Annotated in this window: 14 protein-coding genes, 1 tRNA gene, 1 pseudogene and 1 other annotated feature; all 16 genes and pseudogenes read left to right on the forward strand. The window is 42.8% G+C overall.

Features of this window, described 5'->3' with window-relative positions; all coding sequences use genetic code 11:
• Window positions 1-717: 717 nt before the first annotated feature.
• On the forward strand, window positions 718-1,185 hold the full coding sequence (locus GJS40_RS02715) for an acyl-CoA thioesterase (RefSeq protein ID WP_270895959.1): 468 nt from the start codon (window positions 718-720) through the stop codon (window positions 1,183-1,185).
• A gap of 103 nt (window positions 1,186-1,288) precedes the next feature.
• Window positions 1,289-1,513: a helix-turn-helix domain-containing protein gene (locus GJS40_RS02720; RefSeq protein ID WP_270895960.1), complete on the forward strand. Its 225-nt coding sequence runs from the start codon at window positions 1,289-1,291 to the stop codon at window positions 1,511-1,513.
• Window positions 1,514-1,848: 335 nt separating this feature from the next.
• The gene (gene mbcS, locus GJS40_RS02725; protein WP_270895962.1) at window positions 1,849-3,441 is read left to right on the forward strand and encodes an acyl-CoA synthetase MbcS; all 1,593 of its coding nucleotides are present in this window, start codon (window positions 1,849-1,851) and stop codon (window positions 3,439-3,441) included.
• Between the two features lie 762 nt (window positions 3,442-4,203).
• Window positions 4,204-5,019, forward strand: a complete 816-nt coding sequence (gene racE / locus GJS40_RS02730; protein ID WP_270895963.1) for a glutamate racemase — start codon at window positions 4,204-4,206, stop codon at window positions 5,017-5,019.
• A gap of 78 nt (window positions 5,020-5,097) precedes the next feature.
• On the forward strand, window positions 5,098-6,168 hold the full coding sequence (locus GJS40_RS02735; protein WP_270895964.1) for a GerMN domain-containing protein: 1,071 nt from the start codon (window positions 5,098-5,100) through the stop codon (window positions 6,166-6,168).
• Between the two features lie 492 nt (window positions 6,169-6,660).
• On the forward strand, window positions 6,661-7,443 hold the full coding sequence (gene rph / locus GJS40_RS02740; protein WP_270895966.1) for a ribonuclease PH: 783 nt from the start codon (window positions 6,661-6,663) through the stop codon (window positions 7,441-7,443).
• Window positions 7,440-8,030, forward strand: coding sequence for an XTP/dITP diphosphatase (locus tag GJS40_RS02745; protein WP_270895968.1), 591 nt, complete (start codon window positions 7,440-7,442; stop codon window positions 8,028-8,030). The genes rph and GJS40_RS02745 overlap by 4 nt, the downstream gene beginning before the upstream one ends.
• A 16-nt stretch (window positions 8,031-8,046) precedes the next feature.
• Window positions 8,047-8,559, forward strand: coding sequence for a metallophosphoesterase family protein (locus GJS40_RS02750; RefSeq protein WP_270895970.1), 513 nt, complete (start codon window positions 8,047-8,049; stop codon window positions 8,557-8,559).
• 85 nt (window positions 8,560-8,644) lie between these two features.
• Window positions 8,645-8,721: transfer RNA gene (locus GJS40_RS02755), tRNA-Arg, on the forward strand.
• A gap of 267 nt (window positions 8,722-8,988) precedes the next feature.
• Window positions 8,989-9,181: pseudogene (locus GJS40_RS02760) on the forward strand (branched-chain amino acid aminotransferase); the annotation flags it as partial.
• Window positions 9,182-9,319: 138 nt separating this feature from the next.
• Window positions 9,320-9,581 (forward strand) — a binding site (T-box leader).
• Between the two features lie 173 nt (window positions 9,582-9,754).
• Complete coding sequence (gene ilvB, locus GJS40_RS02765; protein ID WP_270895972.1) at window positions 9,755-11,482, forward strand: acetolactate synthase large subunit; 1,728 nt, start codon at window positions 9,755-9,757, stop codon at window positions 11,480-11,482.
• Window positions 11,479-12,000 (forward strand): acetolactate synthase small subunit, encoded by a 522-nt coding sequence (gene ilvN, locus GJS40_RS02770; protein ID WP_270895974.1) that lies wholly within the window; start codon window positions 11,479-11,481, stop codon window positions 11,998-12,000. The genes ilvB and ilvN overlap by 4 nt, the downstream gene beginning before the upstream one ends.
• 95 nt (window positions 12,001-12,095) lie before the next feature.
• Window positions 12,096-13,091 carry a ketol-acid reductoisomerase gene (ilvC, locus tag GJS40_RS02775; RefSeq protein WP_270895975.1) on the forward strand — a complete coding sequence of 332 codons (996 nt, stop codon included), beginning with the start codon at window positions 12,096-12,098 and terminating at the stop codon, window positions 13,089-13,091.
• Between the two features lie 18 nt (window positions 13,092-13,109).
• Complete coding sequence (locus GJS40_RS02780) at window positions 13,110-14,657, forward strand: 2-isopropylmalate synthase (protein WP_270895976.1); 1,548 nt, start codon at window positions 13,110-13,112, stop codon at window positions 14,655-14,657.
• Between the two features lie 32 nt (window positions 14,658-14,689).
• Window positions 14,690-15,763, forward strand: a complete 1,074-nt coding sequence (gene leuB / locus GJS40_RS02785; protein ID WP_270895978.1) for a 3-isopropylmalate dehydrogenase — start codon at window positions 14,690-14,692, stop codon at window positions 15,761-15,763.
• Between the two features lie 47 nt (window positions 15,764-15,810).
• A complete protein-coding gene (gene leuC / locus GJS40_RS02790) occupies window positions 15,811-17,232 on the forward strand; it encodes a 3-isopropylmalate dehydratase large subunit (protein WP_270895979.1) in 1,422 nt (473 codons plus the stop codon).
• Window positions 17,233-17,245: the final 13 nt, after the last annotated feature.

The raw sequence follows: 17,245 nt of genomic DNA on the forward strand, positions 1-17,245 counted from the left end.
GGGTGTAATCTATAGGGTGAGAGTCACGAAGGCAGAAGTAGTGGTTAGCTTAACGCAAGGGTGTCCGTGGTGACGCGGAATCTGAAGGAAGCGGGCGCGAAACTAGGTCTCGAGGAACACGAACTTCATACAAGGCTAGGTATCATTGGATGAATTTGCAAGACACAACAAAGTCCTTTCTGCCAAAGGTGATACAGAGTAAATGAAGCGGATAGATGGAAGGAAAGATGACATCCTTACCCAGGGAGGTCTGATGGATACGTGAAGTACCCTTCATAACCTACTTCATGAGGAGTAGCTGAACCATCAGAGGTCATAGTACAAATCGGTCTAGAACGGTTTGGAAGGACGGAACAATGAAGAGAGAATAGCCCTTTCTATTCAGTCAGTCATGATGAACACAGAAAACGTAGTACCTCACTTGAGGAAGGAAACGGTGAATTCCGTGGAAGACCTCTTGGAGGGTGGAGTGACTACTGGCATAAGAAGATAAGCTATTCACGGAAGGAAGTCTTGCGTTACCCATCTTAATTGAACCGCCGTATACGCGAACCGTACGTACGGTGGTGTGAGAGGACGGAGGTTCATCACCTCCTCCTACTCGATTATTCCAGTTTGATTGCGATCTCGCATCATTCTCTTTATAATAGAAAAATATGTAAGCGTTTAAATAAAATTGTACGTATTTAAAAAAGATGATGATAGGGGGAGAAGGCTGTGAAACATGTTTCATACATTACCGATTTTGAAGAATGGCGAAAAGATTTTTATTTTTCCATCCCGATCAAAGTACGTTTTTCAGAAACGGATGCTTACGCTCATCTCAACAATACGAAACCGTTTATTTATTTTGAAGAAGTGAGACTTGATTATTTCCGGTCATTAGGTTTCACGGAATGGGAAAATCCTACTTCTGACAAAGGATTTGTGGTGGCAGATTTGCAGTGTGATTTCATTCGACAAGTATTTTTTAATGAACGGTTAACTGTATATATTAAGCTAGTATCATTCGGAAACAGCTCCGTGGATTTACACTATTTGATTGAAAATGAAAGCGAAGAACCGTGCATTGTTGGTCGGGGGGCAGTTGTACAAATATCGAAAAAAGATGGTACTGCTGTCCCTTGGGATGGTAAAATAAGAAAGAGATTTGAAGAAGAAATCAATAAGAGCAAAATCACATAACGAACAGCACGAACCCTATCTATCCCGCATAATATGAGGATGACTATATTTTTCCTTCTCGACCGACTAGCGGGGACAGCCTTGTCGAGAAAGGGTGAAGCGATTGAGGGATATAGATAGGAATCGTCGGACGCTCTTAACGAAACGCGAGCGGGAAGTGTTTGAATTGCTCGTTCAAAATAAAACGACGAAAGAAATAGCACAAGAATTATTTATTAGTGAGAAAACCGTTCGGAACCATATTTCCAATGCCATGCAAAAGTTAGGGGTGAAGGGACGCTCTCAAGCCGTCATTGAATTGATTCGAATGGGTGAACTCAAAATCTAATAAAAACCGGCTTTTCATTTGGAAAGCCGGTTTTTCAATGACAGTACGAATAGAAAAAGGTCCTTGCATTTTTTGCTGAAAACGTTTACAATGGAAATGCCAAAGGAGGGATGTCGATCATGTAGGGACAAAAATTGAACGAGCGCTCAATTGCCAAATAACGCAACTTTTACATAATCATCTTTTTTTACTTATTTCTTCAATTTGGCAGTGTGACTGCCGCTTATCTATGGTAAAATTTTATTAGAAGATTGTTTTAACTATTGTTTGAATTTTTCGTCTTTTCTTGATTCAGCAGACGCGATGATGAAATCAAATTAGAGGGGGAATGTGTGATGGATCTTAAAGAACTGATTGCACCAGAGGATTATAATATTGCCAAGGAATTGGATAAGTACCAAGACGATGCACAAAGGGAAGCAATTCGTTGGGTGAATGCAGACGGCAATCGACGTTCTCTTTCTTATAAGGAACTCGTGGAACAAGTGAATCAATACGCGCAAGCATTGAAACGATCTGGCTTGGAAAAAGGGGACCGTGTGTTAATCATTATTCCACGTCTTCCGGAAGCGTACATTACGTATCTTGCCTGCTTGAAAGCTGGACTTGTAGCAATTCCTTGCTCTGAAATGCTTCGTAAAAAAGACTTAACGTATCGCATGGAACATTCGCAAGCAAAAGGAGTCATATCTTTCTCTCAAACAACGAGTGAAGTGAATGCAATTACTGAAAAACTCCCTGCGTTAGAACGGAAATTTATTATCGGTGGTACGGAAGAAGGATGGGTTTCTTTAGAGGAATTAGCAAAAAGTGAAAGTAAAGACTACGATGGGGAGCCGACCAAGCGAGATGACATGGCATTTCTTTCGTATACATCCGGAACGACAGGAAACCCAAAAGGAGTCGTTCATACGCACGCTTGGGGATACGCTCACGTCAGAACGGCTGCGAAAAACTGGCTTAGCGTAAAAGAAGGCGATCTCGTATGGGCCACTGCCGCACCAGGGTGGCAAAAATGGTTGTGGAGTCCATTTCTTTCTACGATTACGTTAGGAGCCACTGCTTTTGTATATCACGGAGCATTTGAACCGAATAAATACTTAGAACTGTTGGAAAAAGAAGAAATTGAAGTGCTATGTTGTACTCCGACTGAATACCGTCTCATGGTAAAAGTAGACAATTTACAATCTTACAATTTATCAAAACTTCGTAGTGCTGTTTCCGCCGGGGAACCACTCAACCGTCCGGTCATTGAAGCGTTTAAAAATGCTTTTGACATCAATGTGCGCGACGGTTACGGACAGACAGAAAATACGTTGCTCGTTGGTACGTTAGAAGGAATGGAAATTAAACCAGGTTCCATGGGGAAACCAACACCGGGAAATAAGGTGGAAATTATTGATGAAGACGGGAACCCTGTACCGGTCGGCGAAGTAGGAGATATTGCCGTGCACAAAGATGCACCGGCATTATTTAAAGAGTACTATCAAGACCCGGAACGGACACAAGCTTCTTACCGAGGAGACTGGTATATTACAGGAGACCAAGCATCAAAAGACGAAGATGGCTATTTCTGGTTTGAAGGTCGAAGTGATGACATCATTATTAGCTCCGGATATACAATTGGACCATTTGAAGTAGAAGATGCACTTGTAAAGCACCCAGCAGTGAAAGAGTGCGCAGTCGTTGCTTCACCAGACGAAATTCGCGGTAGTATCGTAAAAGCTTTCGTCGTATTGCGAGAAGATGCACCAAGTGATCAAAGAGAGAAGGAAGCATTAATTAAAGAGTTGCAAGACCATACAAAAGAACTCACAGCCCCTTACAAATATCCGCGTCAAATTGAATTTGTTCATGATCTTCCAAAAACAACATCTGGGAAAATCCGCCGTGTGGAATTAAGACAACGAGAACAAAAGAAAGCATAAGTATAGATGAAACGAGATAGGAACAAAACTCCAGTAATGAAAAGAGAGGGCTCACCAAAACTTGGTGAGTCTTTTTTTAGTTATGAGATCAATTATTTATCCCATAGAGGAAAAAATGTCGTATGAACTGGTCGTGCGACACTTTTTTCGTACAAACTGATCAGGAGTGGTCGCAAAAGGGTTGAAATTGGAATAATTAGGTGTTTTGAACTGCTTTTCTGCCATGTGACGAATGACGCGTTAAAAAAGAAGATAAATCGTCCCATGAACGTTTCATACGACGCTTCATTTTGTCAAACAGCGAGTGAATCGTCGTATGAAAGCCGTTAATGGAAGAAATTAGGATGAAAACAATCAAGTTTCATACGACCAATTATTACGAAAATGATGCAATGAAGTGTCGCATAAAAGGTCCATACGACTACGCATAAAAGGTCCATACGACTATATTTCGCATCAAACTCCCACCGAATGGTCTCATGGCGTTTTACAACGGAATTTTTCAGTATAACTTTCAGACGAGAAAACTAGAGACATTTGAAGTCATTTACGTTTCTTACTTTTTCGTGAAAGGAACAGAGATGGTGAAACATACGCTTCCGGTGACTCGTATGTCCCTGCCCAGTTTTATATAAAAATCACTTAGAGTTTTTCCCATACATAGGATAAAGAAACGAATCGTCGGATTAAACATTGAAAATACATACCAAAAGAGAGAAAATATATAAGACAACATTACATGAAGAAATTGAGGGAAGCACCGTGGAAAGACCAATTGGAATAATTGACTCAGGTGTAGGTGGATTAACAGTTGCACGTGAAATTGCACGACAATTACCAAAGGAAAAAATGATATATATTGGGGATACAGCTCGTTGTCCTTATGGACCACGACCGAAAGAAGAAGTGAGAACTTTCACATGGGAAATGATCGATTGGCTTTTGCATGAAAACATTAAAATGCTCGTGATTGCATGTAACACTGCGACAGCGGTTGTATTGGAAGAAGTAAGAGAAACCTTGTCGATTCCGGTCATCGGTGTCATTCAACCGGGAGCGATCACTGCTTTAAAAACAACGAAAACCGACTCCATTGCGGTGATTGGTACAGTTGGCACGATTCATAGCGGTGCATACGTAAAAGCATTAAAAACGATCAACGAACATGTAAAAGTAGAAACATTGGCCTGTCCTCCGTTCGTACCGCTCGTTGAAAGTGGCAAATATGAGGAAGCGGAAGCGGAGATGGTTGTCCAAGAAACCCTTGCTCCTCTCTTGGAAAAATCTTTTGACACGCTGATTTTAGGTTGTACTCACTATCCTTTGTTACAAGAGACTATCCAAAAAGTAGTAGGGGAACATATTTCCATCATTTCTTCCGGAGATGAAACCGCGCGAGAAGTGAGTACGATTTTACATTATCAAGGACTGTTACAAAAAGAAGAAACGAATCCAGAACATATATTTTTCACGACCGGCTCCCCCCATCGATTTCAAATGATTGCCAATAGGTGGTTGGACCAAAAAGTACAGAATGTGAAAAATATTTCGCTACGACCTATTAAAGTTGTGGAATAAAATAAAGAATTCAAGGTCTATTTCTCTCCCAGGCTCGTATAAATGAAAGTACAAACTGTTTCTGGGAGGGAAGAGACGATGTTAAAAACGATATTGAAAGGGACGGCTTTTATTGTGACCCCTTTTATCCTGATAGGGTGTACCACGGAGAAAATGGACGCTCCACCAAGTGATATGGTGGAAGAGATAGAATGGGAATCATTTTCTGAAGAAGAATCTCAAGAAAGTGAAGAGGGGGAGCAGGATGAGGCTGTAGCAGAAGGTGTGGAAAGAGAGCTTTATTTGTTGGATGAAGAAGGGGTGGTTGTCCCTTTTAAATTAGCGTTGCCACGGGAAGAAGGAGCGCTTAAACAAACACTTGAATACTTAGTGAAGGACGGTCCAATCACCCCTTTTTTACCGAACGGCTTACAACCGGTATTGCCGCCGGGAACGGAAGTGGATGTCCATTTGACAGAAGATGGAACGGCGATTGCTGATTTTTCTCCGGAATTTAAAGAATACGACCCGAAATATGAACAGTCTATTTTACAAGCAATCACATGGACACTCACTCAATTTGACAATGTGGACAATGTGCAAATAAGAATGAACGGTCACGAACAAGAAGTGATGCCGTTAGAAGAAACGCCGATTGGGAAATCATATAGTAGAGAAAACGGCATTAATTTGGAAAGTGGAGATGTCACTGATATGACTGCAAGCAATAGTGTGACGGTATATTTCTTGTCTCATATTGATGGGGAACCGTATTATGTGCCGGTCACCCGGAGAGTAGTGGTAGAAGATAAAGAAGACCAATTGGCAAAAACAATGGAAGAATTGTTAAAAGGACCGGCAGTGGACAGTTCGTTTGAGCATATTTTCAACGAAGGGATTAAGGTAGAAGAATCAACCATTAGCGACGAAGAAACTGCTTCTCTTTCTTTCAACGATGCAATTTTAACAGAAAAAGACGGCACAGCCATCTCGGAAGAAGCGTTACAAGTCATTTCACGTTCTGCCACGGCAATTGAAGGCATTGAACAAGTAGATATTAAAGTAGATGGATTAGAAGATGTAATTTCCGTCTCGAGTGGAAGTTTAGAAGATGCAGAAAGTGCTGAGGAACAAGATCATGAAGTAGACGAAGAAGAAATGGTGAAATAATGTTTGCAATTGCCGTCCAAATGGAATAGCAGTAATGTTTTCTCGGAATGCCTACTCGATGCGTGATAGCGCTCTTCATGGATGATGGAGGGGGCAACGATGGTGGATTGGAGTCGCATCTTCTTATCATAGAAATTTTGATAAGAGGGAGTCGCTCGTATGTGTAAAATAGTTCTCAAAATTCTAGCCAAAAAAGAAGAGGCACTCTATCATAAATGTATGCGTACCAAGCAAATACATTTATAAAGAGGCCTCTTCATGAATTATATGATATCAAAATGATACACATTCATACACCAAACTAACAATTTAATTGATATTGAGGAAAGCGTTCGTACTCTGATGTATGACCATCCCGTTCGCATTTGGAAAAAAATCTGTTATAATGAATGACGCTGAAGGTAGCACAGGCTACCTTCTCTTATTCTGTCTCGAAAAAATTATACATAATATATAAATAAATCGAAGAGATTGACTAATGGAGGGTTACATATGACAAGACTAGATGGAAGAGAGGCCGATGAGCTACGTCCGGTGACGATTGATCCCCATTTTTTAAAACATCCGGAAGGATCGGTGTTAATAACCGTGGGGGATACGAAAGTAATTTGTACTGCCAGTATTGAAGACCGAGTGCCTCCGTTTATGCGTGGAAAAGGGAAAGGCTGGATTGCGGCGGAATATTCCATGCTTCCACGGGCCACAGAGCAACGCAATATTCGAGAAGCGGCAAAGGGGAAACTATCCGGACGGACGATGGAAATTCAACGAATGATTGGGCGCTCCCTTCGTTCCGTCGTTGATCTTTCCCAAATCGGTGAACGCACCATTTGGATTGACTGTGATGTGATTCAAGCGGACGGAGGAACGAGAACAGCAGCGATTACAGGGGCTTTTGTAGCAATGGTCCAAGCGCTTCAAAAACATCAGGAGGATAAAAAAATTGACACGATCCCGGTCACTGATTTGTTAGCGGCAGTGTCGGTTGGTATTGATGAAAAAGATAACGCCCTCCTAGATTTATGTTATGCTGAAGATGCCGTTGCCAAAGTGGATATGAACATTGTAATGACTGGAAAAGGTGAATTTGTGGAACTGCAAGGAACGGGAGAAGAAGCCTCCTTTTCTCGTGGGCAGTTAAACGATCTGCTCGCATTAGGAGAAAGAGGGCTTCGTCACATCATGGACATTCAAAAAGAAGTGTTACAAGACGTAATGGATGAAGACGGAAATTTTCGCGCTGAAAATGAGGAAAAAGGAATGTCATCCGAATGAAAGAAATTATGATTGCAACGAAAAATAAAGGAAAAATAAAAGAATTTCAAGCGATGTTTGGAGATGATTGGAAAGTCCTTTCCCTTCTCGACAAACCGTTTGACGATATTGACGAAACGGGTAGTAGTTTTGAAGAGAACGCTAAATTAAAAGCAGAAACAGTGCGGGATGCGTGGAATTGTCCGGTGATTGCCGATGACTCAGGTTTGGTTATTGACGCATTAAATGGTCGCCCGGGAATTTACTCTGCGCGGTATGCGGGAGTTGATAAAGATGATGACGCAAATATGGACAAAGTGTTAGCTGAAATGGAAGGGATAGAAGAAGAAAACCGAACCGCTCGTTTCGTTTGCGTCATTGCCGTAGCAACATTAGAGGAAACCCATGTATTTCACGGAACGTGTGAAGGGATGATCGCAACATCTAAACAAGGCAACAACGGGTTTGGTTATGACCCAATTTTTTATATTCCGGAAAAAAGAAAGACCATGGCGCAACTCAGTGCGGAAGAAAAAAATGCCATTAGTCACCGTCATCACGCGTTAGAAAAGTTACGTCGCAAGTGGACGGACATTTTCAGGCAATAGAAAAGGAGTGATTCGAGTGAAAGCACTAGTTTTAAGCGATACGCACGGAACTACGGAGGAAGTGGCGGAAGTATGCGCTCGCCATCGTGAAGAGGTAGACGCTATTTTTCATTGCGGGGATTCTGAACTTCCTTCCTCTTCTCCTGTATTGGAAGAAATGTATGTCGTCTTAGGTAACTGTGATTTAAAAAATGCTTTTCCTGAAGAAATTGTAGAAGAAGTGGAAGGTGTGCGGATTTATATGACACATGGCCACAACTATAATGTTAAAATGTCTTACGTTCCGATCACTTATCGCGGCGAAGAAAAAGGGGTTCATCTCGTTTTCTTTGGGCATAGCCATGTGCCGGTTGCTTTTCAGCAAAATGGAATCGTCTACGTCAACCCGGGAAGCCTTCTTATTCCGCGGAGTCGCTCTGAGCGAAGTTATGCGCTCGTCCACGCAACGGGAGAGGAAGTCACCGTACAATTTTTTGAACGAGACAGTGGCAGAGAGCTTACGGATATGAGAGAGTCTTTTTCTTTATGAAAAAACTAGTGCATTACCAGAAAAACTACCTTGACTTTCTAGGAGGGATATAATATTATTGTAAATGTCGCAAGCGAAGTGATTTGTCCCAGTAGCTCAGCTGGATAGAGCAACGGCCTTCTAAGCCGTCGGTCGGGAGTTCGAATCTCTCCTGGGACGCCATTTGAGATTTGTCAATAATGAACAAACGCCTAATCCAATGAAGGGGATGGGCGTTTTTAGTTTCATTCCTCTTTTCTAAATTTTTTGTTAAGTTTTTACTTCATTTCATCCATGAAAACGAATACATTAAAACTTTTCCCGAAATCGTCTCAAAATTCAAGAAAAAAGGTTGACCGGAAAGCGTAATAGGCGTATGATAAACGTCATAGAGCATAACGACAAAAGGACATCGAAGCAGTTGGTGAAATACACTAGGAATGATGCCGAATGGGCAAACAATGGATTTATTTGAACGATGAATTTGTAAAGAAAGAAGATGTAAAAATTTCCGGTGATGACCAACGGTTTTTTGTATGGGGATGGTGTTTTTGAAGGAATTCCTTGTTATGACGGAAACATTTACAAATTAAAAGATCATCTTCTCCGTCTTTACAATTCGGCGAAGTCCATGATGTTAGAAACGACTGTTACAAGCCTTTCGTGAAAAAGTCGTTCAAGCAGGCAAAATTGACTCATTTGCAAAAGAAATAGAAACATAATAAAATTTTTAAAAAAAGTTATGCAAAACATTTCTTTTTCTGTTATAGTATTATTTAAAAGAAACGCGTTGACGAGGACAAGTAATTTTCGTTTTGTGTTACGACAGAGAGCCGCGGTATGCTGAGAAGCGGTGTAACCGGCGAAAATGAACTCACCTCTGAGTGCTTTTGTGAAAAGTGAGTAGCAAAAGCCGGGTGTAGCCCACGCTTCACCCGTTATCAAATCAAGACAGGATCCCTTCCTGTCGTTGAGACGGCGATTGCTGAAAGGTAGCCGTGAAGAAGGGTGGTACCGTGGAAAGTCATCTTTTCACCCCTTCGACCAATATTGGTCGATTTGGGTGGAAAGATTTTTTTATTATATAAAGAAACTTTCTCAAAGGATTCTTAACTTTTTAAAAAAGAGTGAGCCACCGTTTCATATCATCCAGATTATTGTCGTGTTGCTTTGTCATTGGATAATAGGTGTACTATGAAGCAAGGAGGAGCAAAAGATGAGTACGAAATTGCAAGAAGACAGTGGACGCGAATTGAAAAAAGAAAATCAAGAAATGACGGGATCAAGTATGCTCATTCAAGCTCTGGCCCGTGAAAATGTTGATATCATTTTCGGTTATCCGGGTGGAGCTATTTTACCAACATATGATGAAATTTATCGCAGTGGCATTCGTCATATTCTTGCCCGCCATGAACAAGGAGCGATTCACGCAGCAGAAGGATATGCACGCGTATCCGGCAAACCGGGCGTTTGTGTCGTGACATCCGGACCGGGGGCAACGAATGTTATTACGGGAATTGCCGATGCGATGATTGACTCCTTGCCGCTCATTGTGATTACCGGTCAAGTGGCAACGAAAGTCATCGGAACAGATGCTTTTCAAGAAGCAGATATCGTTGGTATTACGATGCCAATTACAAAACATAATTATCAAGTACGTGATATTGAAGATTTACCGAGAATTATTAAAGAAGCATTCCATATTGCAACTACAGGTCGTCCGGGACCGGTTGTGATTGATCTCCCGAAAGACGTTTCAGAAGCAACGGGAATCTTTACGTACGACCAACCGGTAGATTTACCGGGATATCAACCGACTTACACTCCAAATAAATTACAAATTAGAAAAGTCAGAGAGGCGGTAACGAAAGCGAAAAAACCGGTCATTTTAGCAGGAGCGGGAGTATTACATGCAAAAGGTTCGGACGAATTGCTTGCATATGTAGAACAACAACAAATCCCGGTTGTGAATACGCTCCTCGGATTAGGCTCTTTCCCTGCAAGTCATCCATTAGCCATTGGAATGGCAGGAATGCATGGGGAGTATACCGCGAACATGGCGCTTCATCATTGTGACTTGCTCATCAATATCGGTGCTCGCTTTGATGACCGTTTAACTGGAGCGCTTAGTGACTTTGCACCGCATGCAAAAGTTGCTCATATCGACATCGACCCGGCTGAAATCGGAAAAAATGTAGAAACGCACATCCCGGTCGTTGGCGATGCGAAAGAAGCGTTGAAAATGTTGATTGCTGAAAATGGCAAACCATCTGAATGTACGGAATGGAAAGAACAACTATATGAATGGAAAAAAGAATATCCACTTTGGTATGAAAAAGACGATGAAGTCATCAAGCCACAACAATTAATGGAAATCATTTACGAAGAAACGAATGGAGAAGCAGTGGTGACAACGGATGTCGGTCAACATCAAATGTGGGCGGCGCAATATTATAAGTTTGATAAGCCAAACCATTGGGCAACATCCGGTGGCCTTGGAACGATGGGTTTCGGCTTCCCGGCTGCAATTGGTGCCCAATTTGCTGAACCGGACAAACCGGTTGTCTCTATTTTAGGAGACGCCGGCTTCCAAATGACCGCACAAGAAATGTCTATTTTGCAAGAATTGAATATTCCGGTGAAAATCATCATCGTCAACAACTCCTCCCTTGGCATGGTGCGACAGTGGCAAGAACTATTTTATGATGAGCGGTACTCTCATTCTATCTTTCCAATCCAGCCAGACTTCGTGAAAATGGCGGAAGCATATAACATTCAAGGATGGAAAGTAGACGATCCCAAAAAAGTGAGAGAAGTCTTGCAAGAAGCGCTTGCCTATGATGGTCCGGTTCTTTTAGACTGTCGCGTGGCAAAAGAAGAAAACGTCTATCCGATGATTGCTCCTGGAAAAGGACATCACGAAATGGAGGGAATAAAACCATGAAGCGAACGATTATAGCGACAGTGCATAATACATCTGGAGTCATGAACCGCATTACAGGGTTATTTGCCCGTCGAAACTTTAATATTGAAAGCATTACCGTCGGATTGACGGAAAACCCGTCCATTTCTCGCATGACGTTTGTCGTCAACGTTGATGACGAACGCGGGTTGGACCAAGTAATTAAACAATTAAATAAACAAGTAGATGTTTTAAAAGTTCGCGACATTACCGATGAAGCGATTATTGCTAGAGAGCTAGCGTTAATTAAAGTCGTCGCTACTCCTGAAACACGCGGAGAGATTTCTACGTTAGTAGAGCCGTTCCGTGCCTCCATTGTAGACGTGGGGCGGGAAAGCGTGACCATTCAGGTGACTGGTGATCAACAGAAAATAGAAGCAATGATTGATTTATTAAAACCTTATGGCATTAAAGAAATGGCCCGCACCGGGGTCACTGCCTTCAAACGTGGCACGAAAAAAAGCGTATTAGATTCTCCAAAGTACTCCATTATTAGCTAATTTGTTGAACTATTTGAACAAGAGGAAGAAATACACGTACTCTTCCTTCTTTACAATAAAAACACATGAGAAAATATTAAAGGAGAGAATGAAACATGGCAAAAGTATATTATAACGGAGATATCAATGAAGGACTTTTAGAAGGGAAAACAGTAGCAATCGTAGGATATGGTTCTCAAGGGCACGCTCATGCACAGAACTTACGGGATAGCGGTGTCAATGTCATCATGGGACTTCGTCAAGGAAAATCTTGGACGCAAGCAGAAGAGGATGGCTTTGAAGTTTACAAAGTACAAGAAGCTGCGTCAAAAGCGGACATCATCATGATCTTAACACCAGATGAGCATCAACCAACTACGTATAAAAATGAAATTGAACCAGAATTAACAGAAGGAAAAACGCTCGTATTTGCCCATGGATTTAACATTCACTTTAACCAAATCGTTCCTCCGGAAAACGTCGACGTCATTATGGTTGCTCCAAAAGGACCAGGTCACATCGTTCGCCGTACGTACACGGAAGGAGCAGGGGTACCAGCGCTCTTTGCGGTCTATCAAGACGCGAGCGGAAACGCAAAAGATACGGCCCTTGCATACGCAAAACAAATCGGTGCAGCTCGTGCAGGGGTACTTGAGACGACGTTTAAAGAAGAAACAGAAACAGACCTCTTTGGAGAGCAAGCAGTCCTTTGCGGTGGAACGACTGCGCTTGTGAAAGCAGGATTTGAAACGCTTGTAGAAGCCGGTTATCAACCGGAAGTTGCTTATTTCGAATGTTTACATGAATTAAAACTAATCGTTGACTTAATGTACGAAGGCGGCCTTGCGGGAATGCGTTACTCCATTTCTGACACAGCCCAATGGGGAGATTTCCAAGCCGGACCACGAATCATTACAGAACAAACGAAAGAAACAATGCGTGACATTTTAGAGGATATTCAAACGGGTCGTTTCGCCAAAGGATGGATCCTTGAAAACCAAGCGAACCGTCCGGAGTTTAACGCGACAAACGCCCGTGAAAACGAACACTTGATTGAAAAAGTTGGTAAGGAACTTCGTGAAATGATGCCGTTTGTGAAAGGGAAGAAATAATTTAAAGGAGTGGTAGTTGTGCGAAAAATCCAAGTTTTTGACACGACGCTTCGCGATGGAGAGCAAACCCCTGGAGTGAATTTGAACTTTGAAGAGAAATTACAAATTGCCACTCAGCTGGAACGCCTCGGTGTTGATATCATCGAGGCCGGCTTCCCGGCTTCTTCTGAAGGAGACTTTCGAGCTGTCAAAACGATTGCGGATACCATTAAAGAAAGTTCGGTGACAGGGCTTGCTCGTTCGGTGAAAAAAGAAATCGATGCGGCATGGGACGCGTTAAAAGGGGGAGTAGAACCGAGACTTCACGTGTTCATTGCAACTTCTCCCATTCATATGAAACACAAGTTGCGGATGACAGAAGAAGAAGTCATGGAAAACGCGGTGGAATCCGTAAAATATGCAAAAACAATGTTTCCACATGTGCAATGGTCAGCAGAAGACGCGTGTCGCTCGGACTTAGACTTTTTAGTCCGTCTCATTGAAAAAGTCATCGATGCTGGAGCGGAAGTCATTAACCTTCCGGATACAGTCGGTTACATTACGCAAGAAGAAATTCGCCATCGCTTCCGTTACATTAAAGAAAATGTTCCGAACATTGACAAAGCAATTCTTTCCACCCACTGTCACGACGACTTAGGGATGGCTGTCGCCAACTCCCTCGCTGCAATTGAAGCAGGAGCGGACCAAGTAGAAGGAACGATTAACGGAATTGGTGAAAGAGCAGGAAATGCTTCCTTAGAAGAAATTGCGGTTGCGCTTCGAATTCGAAACGATTTTTACCAAGCAGAGACAGGTCTTCAGTTAAATGAAATCAAACGCACAAGCAATCTTGTCAGCAAACTGACTGGGATGCCGGTGCCAAACAACAAAGCCGTTGTGGGAGATAATGCGTTTGCACACGAATCAGGTATTCACCAAGATGGTGTCTTAAAAGAAACGTCCACGTATGAAATTATTACCCCGGACTTAGTAGGAGTAAGCTCGAACCGATTGGTCCTTGGAAAACTTTCTGGCCGCCATGCGTTTAAAGAAAAAATTGAATCCCTCGGTTATAAAGCAACGGATGAACAACTAAACAAAGCGTTCAAAGCGTTTAAAGACCTCGCTGATAAGAAAAGAGAAATTACCGATGAAGATATTTTCGCGTTAATGTCGGAACAAAAAGCAGGAGACGAAGTGAAATATTATGAATTAGAAACGATTCAAGTAACTTACGGAACAAACAACGTGACAACTGCGACGGTAACGTTGAAAAATCCGGAGAATGAAACAATCCAAGAAGCAGCCACTGGTTCAGGAAGTGTGGAAGCACTTTACAACACGATTGAGCGAATGATTGATGGAGAAGTAAGACTCAATGATTACCGCATTCAATCTACGACGGGAGGTCGGGATGCACTAGCGGAAGTCTATGTTCAAATTGAACATAAAGGAGAACAAGTTTCCGGACGCGGCACGGCAAACGATGTGCTTGAAGCTTCTGGAAAAGCGTATGTGAATGCAATTAATCGTGCTTTAAATCTTAAAAACTATCCAAAGAAGCCAATGGAAAAAATTCACGTATAAAATTGTTGTAAAGGTAGGAAAGGGAGAAAACGATGCAAAAAACGATCACAGTGCTTCCGGGCGACGGCATTGGTCAAGAAGTTGTGGAAGCAGCGACAAAAGTGTTAGATAAAGTAGCAGAACGATACGGTCATCAATTTGAATATCGCTATGGAGACATCGGTGGTACTTCCATCGATAAAAATAATGATCCACTCCCACAAGAAACCATCGATACGTGCTTACAAAGTGATGGCGTGTTGCTCGGTGCAGTGGGAGGCCCAAAATGGGATAATTTAAAAAGCGGAATGAGACCGGAACAAGGTCTTCTTGGCATCCGGAAAGCGCTCGGACTATTTGCAAACCTTCGTCCGGTGACAGGACACGAAAGTTTGACTGACTCTTCTACGTTGAAAAAAGAAGTGATTGAAGGAGTCGACCTCGTCATTGTCCGAGAGCTCACTGGAGGACTTTATTTCGGAGAGCCGAAAGAACGACGCGAAATTGATGGCGAAAGCGGCGCGGTAGATACACTCGCTTATAAAAAGTCAGAAATCGAACGAATTGTTCGTCAAGCTTTTGAAATGGCGAAAGTGCGCCGTAAAAAGCTCACTTCCGTCGATAAAGCGAACGTCTTAGAGACAAGTCGCCTTTGGAGAGAGACAGTGGATGAAATCAAAGGAGATTATCCGGAAATCGAAGTGGAGCATATGCTCGTCGATAATGCAGCGATGCAACTCATTCGTGAACCGAAACAGTTTGATGTCGTTGTCACCGAAAATACTTTTGGCGATATTTTAAGCGATGCCGCTTCGATGTTAACGGGTTCCCTCGGCATGCTTCCGTCCGCAAGCATTGGAAGCAAAGCCCCGGGGTTATATGAGCCGGTCCACGGTTCCGCTCCTGATATTGCCGGAAAAGGAATCGCCAATCCCCTTGCGACGATTTCGTCTGCCGCGATGATGCTCAAATATTCTTTCGGCATGTTAGAGGAAGCCGATGCCATTGACAATGCAGTGGCAGAAGTGTTGCGAAACGGGCATCGCACTGGGGATCTTGCCAAACCGGGAGAGAAAGCTCTCTCCACTGAAGAGATGACCGAAAAAGTCATCGATGCTTTAAAATAAATCGGCTTATAACATATTGAAACAACAAGATAAAGTGAGGGAAGAGGATGAAACCGAAAACGATCATTGAGAAAATTTGGGAAAATCATACGGTACTTTCTGAACCGGGAAAACCGGATTTGTTATACATCGACCTTCATATGGTGCATGAAGTCACGTCCCCACAAGCATTTGAAGGTCTTCGCTTAGCGGGAAGAAAGGTACGTCGTCCTGACTTGACATTTGCAACGATGGACCATAACGTACCAACGACAAACAGACAGACAATCACCGATGAAATTGCGAAAAAGCAAATGGAAACATTGTTGAAAAACTGTGAAGAGTTTGGAATTGAAGTTGCTGACATTAACAGTCCAAACAATGGAATTGTGCACGTCATTGGACCGGAATTAGGACTTACTCAACCAGGAAAAACAATTGTTTGTGGAGACAGCCATACATCTACCCACGGCGCCTTTGGTGCGCTTGCGTTCGGGATTGGAACGAGTGAAGTAGAGCATACCCTTGCGACCCAAACGATCTGGCAATCCCGTCCGAAAACGATGGAAGTGCGTGTCAATGGTCGTCTTGCTCCGGGAGTTACAGCAAAAGACATTATTCTTGCGATCATTGCCAAACACGGTGTTGACTTTGGTACAGGGTACGTATTGGAGTATACTGGAGAAGCCATCCGCGGACTTACAATGGAAGAGCGCATGACCATTTGTAACATGTCCATTGAAGCCGGCGCGAGAGCTGGACTCATTAGCCCAGACCAAGTTACCTTCGACTATTTACGCGGCCGTGAAAAAGTACCTCAAGGAGAAGCGTTTGAGCGCAAAGTGGAAGAATGGAAAGCCCTTGCGACAGATGAAGGAGCGACATACGATGCCGTCGTTGAAATTGACACTTCTGAAATTGAGCCAATGGTTACTTGGGGCACAAACCCATCTCAAGGCGTCGGAGTAAACGGTGTTGTTCCATCCCCGGAAGATGCGACTTCCAGTGCCGAACGCAAAGCAATTGAACAGTCCCTTGAATACATGGACTTAAAGCCGGGCACGAAAATGACCGATATTGAAATTCAACACGTCTTTATCGGATCTTGTACGAACTCTCGCTTAAGTGACCTTCGTGCTGCTGCGAAAATTGCGAAAGGTAGAAAAGTAAAAGAAGGCGTTCGGGCCCTAGTTGTCCCTGGTTCCCAACGAGTGAAAAAAGCAGCGGAAGAAGAAGGACTCGACAAAATTTTTATCGAAGCAGGTTTTGAATGGCGGGAATCCGGTTGTAGTATGTGTCTTAGCATGAACCCTGACTTCGTTCCGGAAGGGGAGCGTTGTGCTTCTACATCGAACCGAAATTTTGAAGGACGTCAAGGAAAAGGAGCAAGAACGCACCTTGTCAGCCCTGAAATGGCAGCCGCAGCCGCAGTGGCAGGAAAATTTGTCGACATTCGCACATTAGAAACAGAAGCAACTTCTCAATCATAATTTGGTATTTTTA

The organism is Aliibacillus thermotolerans (genome assembly GCF_027853235.1).
GTDB lineage: Bacteria > Bacillota > Bacilli > Bacillales > Marinococcaceae > Aliibacillus > Aliibacillus thermotolerans.

Coding starts and splice junctions, on each gene's coding strand:
- rph (WP_270895966.1), top strand. CDS start 6,661: ATGACAAGACTAGATGGAAGAGAGGCCGATGAGCTACGTCCGGTGACG.
- leuB (WP_270895978.1), top strand. CDS start 14,690: ATGCAAAAAACGATCACAGTGCTTCCGGGCGACGGCATTGGTCAAGAA.
- GJS40_RS02735 (WP_270895964.1), top strand. CDS start 5,098: ATGTTAAAAACGATATTGAAAGGGACGGCTTTTATTGTGACCCCTTTT.
- GJS40_RS02745 (WP_270895968.1), top strand. CDS start 7,440: ATGAAAGAAATTATGATTGCAACGAAAAATAAAGGAAAAATAAAAGAA.
- mbcS (WP_270895962.1), top strand. CDS start 1,849: ATGGATCTTAAAGAACTGATTGCACCAGAGGATTATAATATTGCCAAG.
- ilvC (WP_270895975.1), top strand. CDS start 12,096: ATGGCAAAAGTATATTATAACGGAGATATCAATGAAGGACTTTTAGAA.
- ilvN (WP_270895974.1), top strand. CDS start 11,479: ATGAAGCGAACGATTATAGCGACAGTGCATAATACATCTGGAGTCATG.
- ilvB (WP_270895972.1), top strand. CDS start 9,755: ATGAGTACGAAATTGCAAGAAGACAGTGGACGCGAATTGAAAAAAGAA.
- leuC (WP_270895979.1), top strand. CDS start 15,811: ATGAAACCGAAAACGATCATTGAGAAAATTTGGGAAAATCATACGGTA.